The 14,809-nt window shown below is 74.4% G+C and carries 13 protein-coding genes; 6 read left to right on the plus strand and 7 right to left on the minus strand.

What is annotated here, in order from left to right; translation table 11 throughout:
* Window positions 1-131 precede the first annotated feature (131 nt).
* The 4 genes from AC07AZ_RS25845 to AC07AZ_RS25860 form a co-directional block, all read right to left on the minus strand.
* The gene (locus AC07AZ_RS25845) at window positions 132-1,100 is read right to left on the minus strand and encodes an acetylxylan esterase (RefSeq protein WP_478851680.1); all 969 of its coding nucleotides are present in this window, start codon (window positions 1,098-1,100) and stop codon (window positions 132-134) included.
* Between the two features lie 277 nt (window positions 1,101-1,377).
* Window positions 1,378-1,959 (minus strand): Rv1733c family protein, encoded by a 582-nt coding sequence (locus AC07AZ_RS25850; protein ID WP_478851682.1) that lies wholly within the window; start codon window positions 1,957-1,959, stop codon window positions 1,378-1,380.
* A gap of 314 nt (window positions 1,960-2,273) precedes the next feature.
* Window positions 2,274-3,044 (minus strand): ferredoxin reductase, encoded by a 771-nt coding sequence (locus tag AC07AZ_RS25855; RefSeq protein WP_478851684.1) that lies wholly within the window; start codon window positions 3,042-3,044, stop codon window positions 2,274-2,276.
* Window positions 3,037-3,642: a sulfite oxidase-like oxidoreductase gene (locus AC07AZ_RS25860; protein WP_478851686.1), complete on the minus strand. Its 606-nt coding sequence runs from the start codon at window positions 3,640-3,642 to the stop codon at window positions 3,037-3,039. Before AC07AZ_RS25860 ends, AC07AZ_RS25855 begins: the two co-directional genes overlap by 8 nt.
* Window positions 3,643-3,851: 209 nt before the next feature.
* Here AC07AZ_RS25860 and AC07AZ_RS25865 point away from each other — a divergent pair, with 209 nt between their 5' ends.
* Window positions 3,852-4,778 carry an NADP-dependent oxidoreductase gene (locus AC07AZ_RS25865; protein ID WP_478851688.1) on the plus strand — a complete coding sequence of 309 codons (927 nt, stop codon included), beginning with the start codon at window positions 3,852-3,854 and terminating at the stop codon, window positions 4,776-4,778.
* Window positions 4,775-5,506 (plus strand): GNAT family N-acetyltransferase, encoded by a 732-nt coding sequence (locus AC07AZ_RS25870; RefSeq protein WP_478851690.1) that lies wholly within the window; start codon window positions 4,775-4,777, stop codon window positions 5,504-5,506. Before AC07AZ_RS25865 ends, AC07AZ_RS25870 begins: the two co-directional genes overlap by 4 nt.
* Window positions 5,507-5,520: 14 nt before the next feature.
* Here AC07AZ_RS25870 and AC07AZ_RS25875 read toward each other — a convergent pair whose 3' ends face one another.
* Entirely contained in the window at window positions 5,521-5,925 is a 405-nt protein-coding gene (locus AC07AZ_RS25875) for a MarR family winged helix-turn-helix transcriptional regulator (protein ID WP_478852009.1), read from the minus strand.
* A 353-nt stretch (window positions 5,926-6,278) separates the two neighbouring features.
* Between AC07AZ_RS25875 and AC07AZ_RS25880 the strand changes: the two genes are divergently transcribed.
* Window positions 6,279-7,112 (plus strand): putative protein N(5)-glutamine methyltransferase, encoded by an 834-nt coding sequence (locus AC07AZ_RS25880; protein ID WP_478851692.1) that lies wholly within the window; start codon window positions 6,279-6,281, stop codon window positions 7,110-7,112.
* Between the two features lie 696 nt (window positions 7,113-7,808).
* Here AC07AZ_RS25880 and AC07AZ_RS25885 read toward each other — a convergent pair.
* Entirely contained in the window at window positions 7,809-8,630 is an 822-nt protein-coding gene (locus AC07AZ_RS25885; RefSeq protein ID WP_478851694.1) for a hypothetical protein, read from the minus strand.
* 126 nt (window positions 8,631-8,756) lie between these two features.
* Window positions 8,757-10,838 (minus strand): SpoIIE family protein phosphatase, encoded by a 2,082-nt coding sequence (locus tag AC07AZ_RS25890; RefSeq protein ID WP_478851696.1) that lies wholly within the window; start codon window positions 10,836-10,838, stop codon window positions 8,757-8,759.
* A 404-nt stretch (window positions 10,839-11,242) separates the two neighbouring features.
* Between AC07AZ_RS25890 and AC07AZ_RS25895 the strand changes: the two genes are divergently transcribed.
* The 3 genes from AC07AZ_RS25895 (at window position 11,243) to AC07AZ_RS25905 (ending at window position 14,790) form a co-directional block, all read left to right on the plus strand.
* A complete protein-coding gene (locus tag AC07AZ_RS25895) occupies window positions 11,243-12,121 on the plus strand; it encodes a hypothetical protein (RefSeq protein WP_478851698.1) in 879 nt (292 codons plus the stop codon).
* 186 nt (window positions 12,122-12,307) lie between these two features.
* On the plus strand, window positions 12,308-12,676 hold the full coding sequence (locus AC07AZ_RS25900) for a hypothetical protein (RefSeq protein ID WP_478851700.1): 369 nt from the start codon (window positions 12,308-12,310) through the stop codon (window positions 12,674-12,676).
* A gap of 98 nt (window positions 12,677-12,774) precedes the next feature.
* A complete protein-coding gene (locus AC07AZ_RS25905; RefSeq protein ID WP_478851702.1) occupies window positions 12,775-14,790 on the plus strand; it encodes an oxidoreductase in 2,016 nt (671 codons plus the stop codon).
* Window positions 14,791-14,809 lie beyond the last annotated feature (19 nt).

Consider the following 14,809-nt stretch of genomic DNA (forward strand, 5'->3'; position numbering starts at 1 on the left):
CCCTCCAGAATGCTACGCCCGTAGGGTGGGGGCGGTGGGCCCGCCCCGCCCCCCCCCCCCCCCCCCCCCCCCCCCCCCCCCCCCCCCCCCCCCCCCGCCCCGTCGTCTTGCCACCCCGGCCGCGACGCTCCTCAGGCGTACGAGCGCAGCCAGCGCACCTTGGCCGCTTGCTGGTAGGGGCCGCCGCCCTCGTGGTCGTTGAAGTCGTACACCTCGATCGCCTTGTCCTCGTGCGCCCAGGCGTTGAAGGCCGCGAAGACGGTGGACGGCGGGCAGGTCTGGTCCTCCAGGGCCGTGGAGAACAACGCCGGCGCCCGGCCGCGGGCCGCGAAGTGCACGCCGTCGAAGTAGGAGAGGGTACGCAGGGCGTCCTCGGCGTGGCCCCGGTGCGTCTTGAGGTAGAGGCCGATCTCCCGGTACGGATGGCGGTCGGTGAGCGTCGCCGCGCGCGGGTAGTCGCACAGGAACGGCACGTCCGGCGCGACCGCCACCAGATCCGGGACCAGTCCGCCCACCGCCAGCGTGATGCCGCCGCCCTGGCTGGCACCGACGGCCACCGTGCGGCCCGGATCGGCCAGCGGATGCGAACGCGCGGCCTCCACCGCCCGCACGCCGTCCGTGAACACCCGGCGGTAGTAGTAGTTCTCGGGAGCGTCGATGCCCCGGGTCATGAAACCGGGGTAGGCGGGCGCGCCGCCCACCGGGTCACCGGTCCCACCGCCGCCGCCCCAGGCGCTGCCCTGGCCGCGGGTGTCCATCACGAAGTGCGCCCGGCCCGTGGACGCCCAGAGCAGATGCTCGTGCGGCAGCCCGCGGCCACCGCCGTAACCCACGAACTCCACGACCACCGGGAGCGGCGAGGACACCTCGGCGGGCAGGGTGAACCAGCCCTTCACCGGGTGACCGCCGAACCCGGCGAACGTCACGTCGTACACCTTCACCGTGCTCAGGCCGGTGTCGACGAGCTCGAAACGGGCGTCCAGGTCGTGTGCGCGGGCCTCCTCCAGGGTCTTGGCCCAGAACGTGTCGAAGTCCGCGGGTTCGGCGGAGGCGCTGCGGTATTCGCGGAGCTCGTCGATCGGAAGGTCGAACAGGGCCATGGAGGACCGCCTTTGAGGAGAGTGAGTGCGGATGATCACACCGTACGTGCGAGGCCGGACCACCCGCCAGGGGCGATCGAGTCCGGGCGTCACGCCCGGTCGTACCGGGGCGGGGGGCGTGTCCGATCGGCTCGGGGGTGTGTCCGGTCGGGCCGGGTGGTCGGGCCCGGCGTGGGGCCGGCCCGACCCCGGCACACGGCTGACCTGGGCCGGCCGGGAACCAGCCCGCCGTTGGCCGGGAACCGGAGTGCCGGGGCAGGAGCGCGTGTGCTCGCGGTCAGGCGCGTCGGTGGGTCCACTGGGGCTCGGTGAGGGCCCAGTCGCGCTCCCACTCGGCGAGGCGGCGCCGGGTGGCCGCACGGCGGACGAGGGAGTGCCCGAGCAGGACGACGGCGACCGCGCCGCCGGTGGCGCTCGCGGCCATCGTGAGGGTGTGCTGCCAGACCTCGCTCTCGCCGGGCGGCGGACTCACGCTGCGGCCACGGGAGTCGAACCACACGTCGACCATGTCGCCGTGGCGGCTGCCCGCCGGGACGAGTGCCCTCGCCGTCCGCACTCCCGGGCCGGCCTCGGTCCAGCGCACCTTCACCCGGTACGACTGCTCCCGGCCGCCCACCGAGGGGAGTGTCTCGGGGGTCTTGCCGACCACTTCCGCCCGCACGCGGTGTCGTTCGGCCCGCTGAGTCGCCACGACCGCGCGCGCCTCGTCGTGCGCCCACCACCCCGCGGCCGTTCCGGCCAGGGGCGCCGCCACCAGCAGGAGCAGAACGACGACCAGCATCGTCCACGCCTCCACGGCGTCCGACCGGCGCCGCAACGGATTGCGCCGCCAGCGCCAACCGCGCATCGGGGTTCGCATGTCGACCTCCGCACCACGCACAGTCGCGCGTGCTGATACGGATCCAGTATCCGTCCGTCGCCGCAGTTCACCAACCGCTCCCGCGGGGGAGCGCCGGACGACCGGTCACAGCCGCCGCACACGTGTGCCCCGCCGGGTGCCCGCGAAACGCCCGGGGAGGTGACGTGGCCGGATAGGTGGGGGTGGGGGCGGACGGACCGGGCGGGTCGAGCGGTCGGGTGGGACGCGGCGGTCGGGCCGGCCCGAGGTCGCGTCGTGCGCGGCGGGCGGAGGGGGTGGCGGCGGGCGGCGTGGTCGTCGTCCGCCGCCCGCCGTCAGCCGAAGCGCTCGATCCGGATGCGGTCCACCGGCTGGCCCGCCTCGGTCAGCAGTCGTGAGGCGTGTTCGGCGAAGGCGTTGGAGCCGCACACATAGGCCTCCCACCCACCGGGAGGCTGATCGGCCAGGAGCGGCGCCACATGTGCGGCGGCCACACGTCCCACGGGCACCCCCGCAGGCGCGCTCCGGGTGAACACCGGGGTCGTCTCCTCGCCCAACTCCCGCGCGTAGATGAGCTCCTGGGGGTCGCGCGCCGAGACCAGCATGCGCAGCGGCACCCGCAGGCCGCGCGCCCGGTGGTGGCGGACCATCGACATCAGCGGTACGACGCCGGAGCCGGCGCCGATCAGCAGCGCGGGCCGGTCGCCCGGCCAGGCGAAGAAGCCGCTCAGCGGGCCGCGCACCTCGACCTCGTCACCGGGCTTGGCCACACGGTGGAACCAGCCCGAGACCTCACCGCCCTCGACATGGTCCAGGGTCAGCTCGATGTGCCCCGGGTCGTCGGGCGCGGACGCGATCGAGTAGTGGCGCTGGGCCACGTAGCCGTCGTCCGCGGTGAGCCGCAGCATAAGGTGCTGGCCGGGCAGGTGTCCGGCCCAGCCGGGCACCGCGAACCGGAAGGTGGACACCGCCGGGGTCTCACGGCGGATCTCGGTGAGCGTGGCGGTCTGCCACAGCGCGGCGGTCCGGTTGCTCACGGCGACGCGTCCGGGCACGGCGAACCGCGTCACGGGGGTGAAGGCGGGGGAGGCGGAGGTCTCAGTCACCGGAGTACCGCTGTTCCTGCCACGGGTTGCCGCGCGCGTGGTAGCCGTTCCGCTCCCAGAAGCCCGGCTCGTCGTGGTCCAGCAGGCGCAGTCCCGCGATCCACTTGGCGCTCTTCCAGAAGTACAGGTGCGGCACCAGCAGCCGCGCCGGCCCGCCGTGCTCGGGCGCCAGCGGCTTCCCGTCGTACTCCCAGGCGATCCAGGCGCGTCCGCCGGTCACGTCGGCGAGCGGCAGGTTCGTGGTGTAGCCGGTGTGCGAGTAGGCGACGACATGGGTGGCGGACCCATGGGGCCGCACCACATCGAGAAACGCGTCCAGTGACACGCCCCCGAACCGCACCCCGAACTTCGACCAGCTCGTCACGCAGTGGATGTCACCCTCGTAGGCCGAGGCGGGCAGCTCGTGCGCCTGCGCCCAGTCCCAGGTCCGGGGCGCCCGCACCAGACCGTCGACACGGAAGCTCCAGTCGGCGGGCGTCAGGTCGGGGGTGACCTCCGCGGACAGGACGGGCCAGTCCTCACCCGCGTCGTACTGGCCGGGCGGCAGGCCGGGATTGTGGACGCGCGGGCGTCCGGTGAAGCCTCGGGTGACGTGCATGCGGGCGGTGCCTCCAAAACGTGTACCCGGTCAACCGTACGTGCGGCGTGGCCGGCACCGGGCCTCGGGGCCGCTGCCGATCATTAAGGCAGTATGAACTCTGCGTCGCCCCGGGAATAGCAGCCTCCCGGTCCGCCTTGCCGACAGGTGCCGCATCCGGTGGCACCTGCGACGGGTGCCCCGGCGACCGCGAAGGAGAGTGGACACACATGCCCAAGGCGTACGTCTTCACGCGCTACGGGGGCCCGGAGACCGAGGCGCTCGTCGAGGTGGACCGGCCCGTCCCCGGACCAGGTCAGGTGCTGGTCGCGGTCCGGGCCGCCGGAGTCAACCCCGTCGACTGGAAGCAGCGCACCGGCTACCGCCGCCCCGGCGAGAGCGGCTCGCTCGACTTCCCCGCCGTCTTCGGCAACGAGGTCTCCGGCGTGGTGGAGGAACTCGGCGCCGACGTCCGGGACCTCGCCGTGGGTGACGAGGTGTTCGGCCGGCCGGTCGTGGGCGGCTACTCCGAGTACGCCCTGCTGTCGGTCGACCTGATCGCCCGCAAGCCGGCCGCCGTGTCCTTCGCCGACGCGGCGACGCTGCCCGTCGCCGCCGTGACCGCGTACGACGGCATCGTCCAGCTCGGCCTGCCCTCCGGCGCGACCCTGCTGGTCACCGGCGCGGGCGGCGGAGTCGGCGCGGCGGCCGTGCAGGTCGCCCGCACCCGGGGCCTGCGGGTCGTGGGACTCGCGAGCGCGGCCAAGAAGGAGTTCGTCGAGTCACTCGGCGCGGTGCACGTGTCCTCCGGCCCGGGCTGGACGGAGCGGGTGCGGGCGGCCGCGCCGGAGGGCGTCGACGGCGTGTACGACCTCGTGGGCGCCGACGTGCTCGCCGAGGCGGCCGCGCTGCCCGCCGACCCGGCGAACCTGATCACGGCGGGTGCCCCGCCCGAGGTCGTGGAGAAACTGGGCGGCGCGCGCGTCACCCGGTTCCGTACCTCCGACCGTCTGGAAGCGGTGGCGGACCTCGTCGCGAAGGGTGAACTGGACCCGCACGTCACACGGACCTTCCCGCTCGACCGCGCCGGGGAGGCGCTGCGCGCGGTGGAGGAAGGGCACTCCCGCGGCAAGACCGTGATCGAGGTCGCCCGATGAGCTCCCCGAACGCCGCCGCGCACGTCCTCGACAACCCCGCCCTCGCCTCCCTGACCGGCCCGCACGCCCACTTCGCCGAACGGCGCGGCCGCGTCCTGCGCTACCCCCTCGACGTCTCGCCGTGGCTCGCGCTGCCCGACGATCCCGGACCCGGGGACTGGGCCGACCTCGCGGCCCTCGCGGGTCCCGGCGGCGAGGTGCCGCTGGCCGGGTTCCGGGGACGGGTCCCGGACGGCTGGGAGATCACCTTCCGGCTCGAAGGCGTCCAGCTGGTGGACGACGGACTGGCCGCGGCACCGGACGCCGAGGCGGTCGTGCTGGGCCCCGCCGACGTCCCCGAGATGCTGGACCTCGTCGCACTGACCCGGCCCGGCCCCTTCCTGTCCCGCACCGTCGAGCTCGGCACCTACCTCGGCATACGGCGCGAGGGCCGGCTCGTGGCGATGGCGGGGGAGCGGCTGCACCCGCCGGGCTGGACCGAGATCAGCGCCGTCTGCACCGACCCCGCCTTCCGCGGTGAGGGCCTGGCGAGCAGGCTGGTGCTGGCCGTCGCCCACGGCATCCGGGAGCGTGGCGAGACCCCGTTCCTGCACACCGGGGCCGGCAACACCAACGCCGTCCGGCTGTATGAGTCACTCGGCTTCCGCCTCCGCCGCAACACCGTCTTCCTGGCGGCGCGGGTACCGGAGAACCTGCCGGACCGGCGTGAGGCGGTGTCGGTGGCGTAGGGGGGCCGGCCCGTTCAGGAGGTGCCGGAACCGGTCGCCGACCACGCGTTGTACCGCTCCAGATAGCCGGCGAACCGCCGCAGATCCTCCTCGGGCCAGTCCGCGAGCCGCTCCCTGAAGGCCGCGCGGCGGCTCTCAGTGACCTGGGCGAGGATGTGGCGCCCGGCGTCGGTCAGGTGCAGCACCTGGACACGGTGGTCGTCGGGGTCCAGCCGCCGTTCCACGAGCCCGGCGCGCTCCAGGGCGGTCACCTGACGGCTGACGGTCGACTTGTCCAGGGCGTAGTGCGCGGCCAGGTCGGTGGCCCGCCGGCCGCCGCCGCTCTCCTCCAGGTGCCCGAGCAGGGTGTACGACACCAGGGTCAGCTCGGGGTGCATGCGTCCCGCCGAGGCCCGGGCGCGGCGGGCGAACGCCGTCATCTCGCGTTGGATGGTCTCCACGGCCGCGTCCGCGGCGGACCGTCCCGCGCCGCCGCCCGCGTCCTGGGACCGGGACGCATGAGCAGCTTCGGCCGCTTCGGATGCTCGCACGGGACCCTCCTCACATCTGGTTGCAGAATACAACCGCGACCCCGGCGGGGTACGGGGGCCGCCGTCCGGTGATCACCGTGTAGGGTTGCCGTCCGGCTGCGGAGCAACCCAGCCCTGGACCGAGGAGGTGAGACCCATTACCGCTGTGTCAGCTCGGGTGCTCGTCCCTCGGATCGGCGCGGATCACCGGCAGTAGGTGACCGCGAGAGCGCCCTTCGGCTCCCGAAAGGCTCTCGGCTCCCATGCCTCCACGCTCACCCCTCTCCCCCTCCTCGCCACCGTCGCCCTCGTCCCGTGACGCGGTCGTGGCCGCGCTGCGCGCCGCGGGCTGTGTGTTCGCGGAGGACGAGGCACGGCTGCTGCTGGCCGCCGCCCGTACCCCCGGCGAACTGGTCGGCCTGGTCGACCGTCGTGTCACCGGCGAACCACTCGAACTCGTCCTCGGCTGGGCCGAGTTCGCCGGCCGGCGGATCACCGTGGCGCCCGGTGTGTTCGTGCCCCGCCGCCGCACCGAGTTCCTCGTCGAACAGGCCCTGGCCCGGGCTCCGGAGTCGTCCGTCGTCGTGGACCTGTGCTGCGGTTCGGGGGCCGTCGGTGTCGCCCTGGCCGCCGCCCTCGGCCGGATCGAGCTGCACGCCGCCGACGTCGACCCGGCCGCGGTGCGCTGCGCCCGGCGCAACGTCGCCACCGTCGGCGGTCACGTCCACCGCGGGGACCTCTTCGAGGCGCTGCCCGGCCACCTGCGCGGCCGCGTCGACATCCTCGCCGCCAACGTGCCGTACGTCCCCACCGCCGAGGTCGGCCTCCTGCCCGCCGAGGCACGCGAACACGAACCCCTGGTCGCGCTCGACGGCGGCACGGACGGCCTGGACGTGCTGCGCCGGGTGGCCGCGGGCGCGACCGACTGGCTCGCACCGGGCGGCTGCCTCCTGGTGGAGACGAGCGAACACCAGGCGGAGGCGGCCCTGGAGGCGTTCACCGCCGGCGGCCTGACGGCCCGTCCGGCCGTCTCCGAGGAGCTCTACGCCGTCGTCGTCATCGGCACGCGGCGACGGGAACGGGCGGGCGCGGGCTGAGTGGCCGTAGCGGCGGCGCGGCCCCGGCCGGCGGACGGTCGCACGAGGTCGGTCCCCCAGCGCCATGCCGGCCGGGGGCGGGCCGCACGGTCACGGCGTCACGGCGTCACGCCGGCCGGCGGACGGGTCGCACGAGGTCGGCTCCACGGCGCCATGCCGGCCGGGGGCGGGCCGTACGGTGCCGGCGTTGCGGCGTCACGGTGTCGTGTTCCGACCGCCCGCACCCCGCGCGCTGATGGCCTCGCGGCGCCGCGCCGGCCGGGGGCGAGCCGTACGGTCACGGCGTCACGCCGGCCGGCGGACGGGTCGCACGAGGTCGGTTCCACGGCGCCATGCCGGCCGGGGGCGGGCCGTACGGTGCCGCGGCTACGGCGTCACGGTGTCGTGCTCCGACCGCCCGCACCCCGCGCGCTGATGGCCTCGCGGCGCCGCGCCGGCCGGGGGCGGGCCGCACGGTCACGGCGTCACGCCGGCCGGCGGACGGGTCGCACGAGGTCGGTTCCACGGCGCCATGCCGGCCGGGGGCGGACCGTACGGTGCCGCGGCTACGGCGTCACGGTGTCGTGCTCCGACCGCCCAAACCGCCCCCGCCCCGCGCGCCGACGGCCTCACAGCGCCGGGCCGGCCTGGGGCGGGCCGTACGGGTGCCGGCATCACGGCGTCACGCCCCGACCGCCCGTGCCCCGCGGGTCGGTGTCAGGTCGTCGCGCCGGTGTTCGACGACGTGGACGGCTCGGACGGGTTCGCCGGGGGCGACGGGCTGGACGAGGGGTCGGGGGCGCGCCAGTCCCGGGGGCCGTGGCCCGGGCCGGGGCGTTCGCCGCGCGGCGCGTCCCGGCCGTCGTGGTCACCGCGTCGCCAGGTGCCCGAGAGGACCCGCGCGGCGGTCCGGGTGCCGTTCCCGGCACGGGAGCCGGCCAGGTAGTACGTCTCGCCCTTCTTGACGGCGTCGGAGCCCGAGTCGGGCGCGCCGTCGCGGAACACCGACGTGTCCGAGTCGACCGTCCAGGTCCACGAGGCCCCGTCCTCGCTCCGTACGGTGACCTGGTCGCCGTCCACCTTCTCGGCGGTGCCCCACTGCCAGACCCGCACGACCCACTTGCCGGTGTCACGGTCCTTGACGGTCGCCTCGCCGTGCACGGCGTCGCCGCCGAGGCCGAACCACATGCCCCGGCCGGGCCGGTCACCCGGCCCGCCGGGCGACCCCGACGGCGAGGCGGACGCGGCGGCCGCCGGGACCGCCCCGCCATCGCCGCCGCCCGAAGTCGCCGCATAGGCCACTCCGCCGGCGGCCAGCACGGCGACCGTGGCCGCCGCGGCCACCGTCCGCGCCCGGACGGACCGCCGCCGCCAGGCGTCCCGCAGGCCCGCGCCGGGCGGTGCGGAGGGCTCCGCCCCGCCGTGCGCCGTGAGCAGCTCCCAGCCGCCTTCCGTCTCGGCGGGCTGGTCCGGCGGGGTGCGGGAGGGGCGGGCGGGCGGCCCGGGGTCCGCGGGGTGTTCCTCGGGGTCGTGTGTCACGGCTCGCTCCCATCGGCCGGGCATCCGGCATCGCGATGACACGCCTTGCTGTGATTGTCGGATGCGGCCGGTAAGGAGCAGGTAATCAAACGCTGTGAATCCGGGCGGCCCGCGGCTGCTTCGGGGCTACTCGTCCGGAGTCTGCACCCGGGCGATGAGGAGGGCCACGTCGTCGGAGTTGTCCGGCTGGTGCAGGGTGCGCAGCAGGAGGTCGCACACCTGCTCCAGCGGGCGGTCGGGACCGTCGAGGAGGTCGAGGAGCGCGTCGAGGCGTTCGTCGAGCGCGTGCTGGCGGGTCTCCACGAGGCCGTCGGTGTAGAACACGAGCCGGTCACCGGGTTCGAGGTCGACGATCGTGGTGGAGAAGGCGACGCCGCCCACGCCCAGGGGTGCCCCGGTGGGCAGTTCGAGGAGTTCGGGGCGGCGTCCCACGCGGACGCGGGCCGGCGGCAGGTGCCCGGCGTTGGCGATCAGGCACTGCCGCAGCCGGGGGTCGTGGACGGCGTAGACGCAGGTGGCGATGGACTGGTCGAGGCCGTCGGTGATCCGGTCGAGGTGTTCGAGGAGCCGGGCCGGGTCGAGGTCGAGCGAGGCCAGGGTGTTCGTCGCGGTGCGCAGCCGGCCCATGGTCGCGGCGGCGTTGATACCGCTGCCCATCACGTCGCCCACCACGAGCGCGGTCTTGCCGCCCTCCAGGGGGATCACGTCGAACCAGTCGCCGCCGACCTCCGCGGTGGCGCCCGCGGGCTGGTAGCGGGAGGCCACCTCGAGGCCGCCGGTCACCGGCGGATGGCTGGGCAGCAGGCTGCGTTGCAGGGTGAGTGCGGTGTCGCGGGCGTTCTGGTACCAGCGGGCGTTGTCGATCTGGACCGCGGCCCGGGCCGCCAGCTCCCGGGCGAGGAGCAGGTCGTCCTCGCTGAAGGGCAGCGGGTTGCGGGTGCGTTTGAGGTCGAGGGCGCCGAGGACCTCGCCCCGCGCGATCAGCGGCACGGCGAGGTAGGAGTGGACGCCGGCCCGGGCCAGCAGTTCGGCCGCCTCCGCGGAGCGCGCGATGCGGGGCAGGTCCGCCGCCTCGACCTGGTTGACCAGGACCGGGCTGCCGGTGCGCACGCACTGGGTGACGAGGCGGTCGGGGGCGTACCGGGCGACGTGTCCGGGCGGGTCCGCCGCCCGCAGCGCGTCGGGGGCGCGGTCCGCCTCCACCGCCAGGGCGCGGATTCTGGCCGGTTCGGCCGGGCCGAGGCTGCTGCGCCGGCCCTCCACGACCGCGTCCAGCAGGTCCACGGCCGCGATGTCGGCGAGTTCCGGTACGGCGACGCCGGCCAGTTCCCGGGCGGTGCGTTCGAGGTCCAGCGTGGTGCCGATCCGGGCGGAGGCGTCCGCGATGACGGCCAGGCGCCGCCGCGCGGCCTCGGCCTCGACGGCCGCCCGGTGCTGCTCGGTGACGTCCTCGACCGAGCCGGCCACGCCGAGCACGGTGCCGGTGGAGTCCTCCAGCCGGTACAGGGAGATCGACCAGGCGTGGTCCTCGTCCGGGTCGGCGGGGGTGCGTCCGATGCAGTGCCGGTCGATGACGGGCCGGCCGGTGGCCAGGACCTCCCGGGCCGCGGCCTCGACGTTCTCCACGTCGAAGTGCGGCAGGACCTCGCGCAGCGCCCTTCCGATGTGCTCCCGGGCCGGTGTGCCGTTGAGCCGCTCCAGCGCCGGGTTCACCGAGACGTACCGCAGGTCGGTGTCCAGGACGGCCAGCCCCATCGGGGACTGGTTGATCATCCGTGAGGACAGCGCCACGTCCCGCTCCAGCCGGCGCACGGTCGACTGGTCGGCGGCGAGTCCCAGGGCGTACACGTCACCCCGGTCGTCGAGCAGCCGCATGTTGCGGAACTCCACCAGCCGGGTGCTGCCGTCCTTGTGCCGGACGGGGAACGCCCCGGACCAGCTCTCGCCGGTGGCCATGACGTCGGCGAACAGCTTGACCACCAGCTCGACGTGCTGCTCGTTGATCATCAGCCCGGCCGCGTGCTCGCCCAGCGCCTCCCGGGCGGAGTAACCGAAGAGTTCCTCGGCCTGGGGACTCCACAGGACGATGCGTCCCTCGGTGTCGAGGACCACCGAGGCCACGCCGAGCACGTCGAGCAGCCCGGTGGGCCGCACGGTGCCGTGCACCGGCTTTTCACCCTCGGGCAGGGGTGTCTCCGCCGCAGTCATCGGGGGCACCGCCTCCGCCCATCCTCGGGGCACGCTGTTCCCCCGTGCCGGTCTCCGCCGTTACCTCACGCTCGACGGTCGTCGCGCGCTCAACCGTTTCTGCGACGACACCATCGCACTCTTCCACCATCTCTCACTCTGCGGCGCCCGTCCGGCGAAGTCGTGGCGGACGGGCGTGGTGGCGGGACGCGGCCGGGACCCCCGCGCGGTCAGGTCGTGGCAGGTCGTGGCGGGCCGCCGGGCCGAACGCGGTCCGCCTGCGTGCGGGAAGTCACCTCCGGACGGGTGGGGAGGCCACCGTCACCGGGGCGACGGCCCGGTTTCCGTATTGGTCTGTACATGACTACCCGGGACGGCCAGACTGTCCGCCGAAGCCGCCCCACCCCCCACCGAGGAGCCCTTTCATGCCCCTGCGCGCCCGGCGACGCCGTCGCCCGGTCCTGGCCGGACTCGTCACCCTCACGGCGGTCGCCGCCGTCCTGTCCGCCGCCCCGTCCGCCTCCGCCGCCGACACCTGGAACGAGGTGGGCTCCGACCGCGCCGACCCGCTGACCGAGAGCCAGGGACTGGCGTCCGTCGAGGTCCCCGCCGGCAGCGCCAACCGGTACACCGGCATCGGCACGATCCCCCTCGGGCTCAGCACCCGCGGCTGGAACCATGTGGGTGACCCCGACACCTCCTACGACGGCTACTACGTCGAGCCGTACCAGCGCGACTCCGGCACCACGAAGATGTTCCGTGTGCAGGCGCCGAGCGGCGTCTGGTCGGAGTACGTCCACACGCTCAGCCCCGGGGAGGCGCTGAACAACTCCTGGGCCGCCGTCTCGCCGGGCGGCCAGTGGATGCTGTCGGGGGAGTACGGCACCATGAGCCGCTTCCTGGTCTTCCCCAACCCCGGCGTCAACCCGGCCACCTCGCCGTCGGCGAACCTTCCGCAGGCGGCCACCGTCCACCTCGACCACCCCGTGCGCGACGTGCAGGGCTGCGACTTCGTCACCGCGACCCGGCTGCTGTGCTCCTCCGACGACCCGGAGGGCACGCTGTTCGGCGTCACCAAGCCGCTGCTCCAGGTCGACCTCTCGGCCGAGCCGAACGGCTCCGCCGACGTCACCGGCCACGTCACGGCGCTCCGGCAGCTCCCGCTGCGCAGCTCCTGCTCGGGCACCTTCGAGGCGGAGGGCATCGACTACGACCGCCGGACGGGCACCCTGCGCGTCATCGTCGTCTCGCCGGGCTTCTGCGTCCTGACCGACAGCAAGACGTACCGGTTCACGCGCGGCTGACGGCGTACGGCCGCGAGGGCGCCCGGCGGCGTACGGCGTCGCCCGGCGCCCACGCCGGCGGCCGCCGGTGACATCGGGGGCCGCCACGGCTGGTGCCCGCCCGGAGTGGAGTGCTTTTCTGGTGGTGTGGCACGGTTCGCGGGGAGCCCGCGGTGCCGTGCCGCCGCCACGAGAGGAGCGAGCGCGATGGGCCGCGAGCGACTGCACGAGGAATCCGTCTCCGTCGAGATCAGCGGGTGCAGCAAGGAGGACGCCCGGATCGTGTTCGACACGCTGTGCGCGTGCTTCGAGTCGGACCGGCGTACCGACGAGGTGCCGCAACAGCTGCACGCGAGCCGCCCCATGGTGTGGCTCGGCACCTTCGAGGTGACCGACGTGAACGAGTGCGCGCACCCCGCCCGGCTGTCGTCCACGGTCGAGGCCGACGCGCAGGGCGGTTACTGGGCGATCGAACAGCTCCGTACGACGCTGGACTCCCTGTTCTCCGTGCGCGACCTCTCCTCGGCCTCGGGCGACCAGGAAAGGGAGCTGCACGTGCTGCTGGAAAGCCGGTGACCTGCGGCACATCACCCCGGTCCGCCTTGTGCAACTAGTTGCATAAACCGTGCGCGGTCCTCTAGAACTGAGGGACCACACCGCGCACGGAGGCCCCGATGAGCCGTTACCCGCACCTGCTGAGCCCGCTCGACCTGGGCTTCACCACGCTGCCCAACCGCGTCCTGATGGGCTCCATGCACGTGGGCCTGGAGGAGGCCGAGCACGGCTTCGCGCGCATGGCGGAGTTCTACGCCGCCCGCGCGCGCGGCGGCGTGGGCCTGATCGTCACCGGCGGCATCGCACCCAACGAGGCCGGCCGGCCGGGCGAGGGCGGGGCGAAGCTCACCACCGACGCGGAGGCCGAGGAGCACCGGGTCGTCACCGACGCCGTGCACCGCGAGGGCGGCCGGATCGCCCTGCAGATCCTGCACTTCGGCCGGTACGCCTACCACCCCGACCTGGTCGCCCCGAGCCCCCTCCAGGCGCCGATCAGCCCCTACCCGCCCCGCGAGCTCACCGACGCCGAGGTCGAGCAGACCGTCGAGGACTACGTCCGCGCCGCACGCCTGGCCCGGCAGGCCGGCTACGACGGCGTGGAGATCATGGGCTCCGAGGGCTACCTGATCAACGAGTTCATCGCCGCGCGGACCAACCACCGCACCGACCGCTGGGGCGGCTCGTACGAGAACCGCACCCGCTTCCCCCTGGAGATCGTCCGGCGGGTGCGCGCGGCCGTCGGCGAGGACTTCGTCGTCATCTACCGCCTGTCGATGCTGGACCTCGTCCCGGGCGGTTCGTCGCTGGCGGAGGTCGTCACCCTGGCGAAGGCGGTCGAGGCCGCCGGAGCGACGATCATCAACACCGGCATCGGCTGGCACGAGGCCCGGATCCCCACCATCGCCACCTCGGTGCCGCGCGGCGCGTACACCTGGGTCACCAAGAAGCTCATGGGCGAGGTCTCGATCCCCCTGGTGACCACCAACCGCATCAACACCCCGGAACTCGCCGAGGAGTTGCTCGCCGGCGGCTTCGCGGACATGGTGTCGATGGCCCGGCCGATGCTCGCCGACCCCGACTTCGTCGCCAAGGCCGCGGCCGGCCGCCCGGAGGCCATCAACACCTGCATCGGCTGCAACCAGGCCTGCCTCGACCACACCTTCAGCGGCCGGATCACCTCCTGCCTGGTCAACCCGCGCGCCTGCCACGAGACCGAGCTGGTGCTCTCGCCGACCCGGCTGCGCAGGCGCGTGGCGGTCGTGGGCGCGGGCCCCGCCGGTCTGGCCTGCGCGGTGTCGACCGCCGAACGCGGCCATGACGTCACCCTGTTCGACGCCGCGGGCGAGATCGGCGGCCAGCTCAACGTGGCCCGCAAGGTCCCCGGCAAGCAGGAGTTCGACGAGACGCTGCGCTACTTCCGCCACCAGCTGGACGCGCACGGTGTGGACGTACGGCTGAACACCTGGGTGGACGCCGACGACCTCGCCGGCTACGACGAGGTCGTCGTCGCCACCGGCGTCACCCCGCGCACCCCCGACATCCCCGGCATCGACCACCCCAGCGTCGTCGGCTACCTCGACGTCCTGCGCGACGGCGCCCCCGTGGGTGAGCGGGTCGCGATCCTCGGCGCCGGCGGCATCGGCTTCGACGTCGCCGAGTTCCTCACCGACGGCGGCGACAAGGCGAGCGAGGACCCGGCGGCCTACTTCCGCCTGTGGGGCGTCGACATGGACTACGCCACCCCCGGCGGGCTCGCCGCCCCCGAGCGGCCGCTCGCGCCGCGCGCCGTCCACCTGCTCCAGCGCAAGACCGCCAAGGTCGGCGCGGGCCTCGGCAAGACCACCGGCTGGATCCACCGCACCGAACTCAGGCACCGGGGCGTGACCATGGTCGCGGGGGTGCGCTACGACCGGATCGACGACGCCGGCCTGCACGTCACCGTCGGCGGGGACAGCTCGGTCCTGGAGGTCGACACGATCGTGCTGTGCACCGGCCAGGAGCCCCGCCGCGCCCTGTACGAGGAACTCCTCGCCGCCGGCCGCAGCGTGCACCTCATCGGCGGCGCCGACGTGGCCGCCGAACTCGACGCCAAGCGGGCCATAAAGCAGGGCACCGAGCTGGCGGCGGCCCTCTAGACGGCCCCCACAGCTCCCT

It is taken from the genome of Streptomyces sp. NPDC043878 (genome assembly GCF_056435735.1).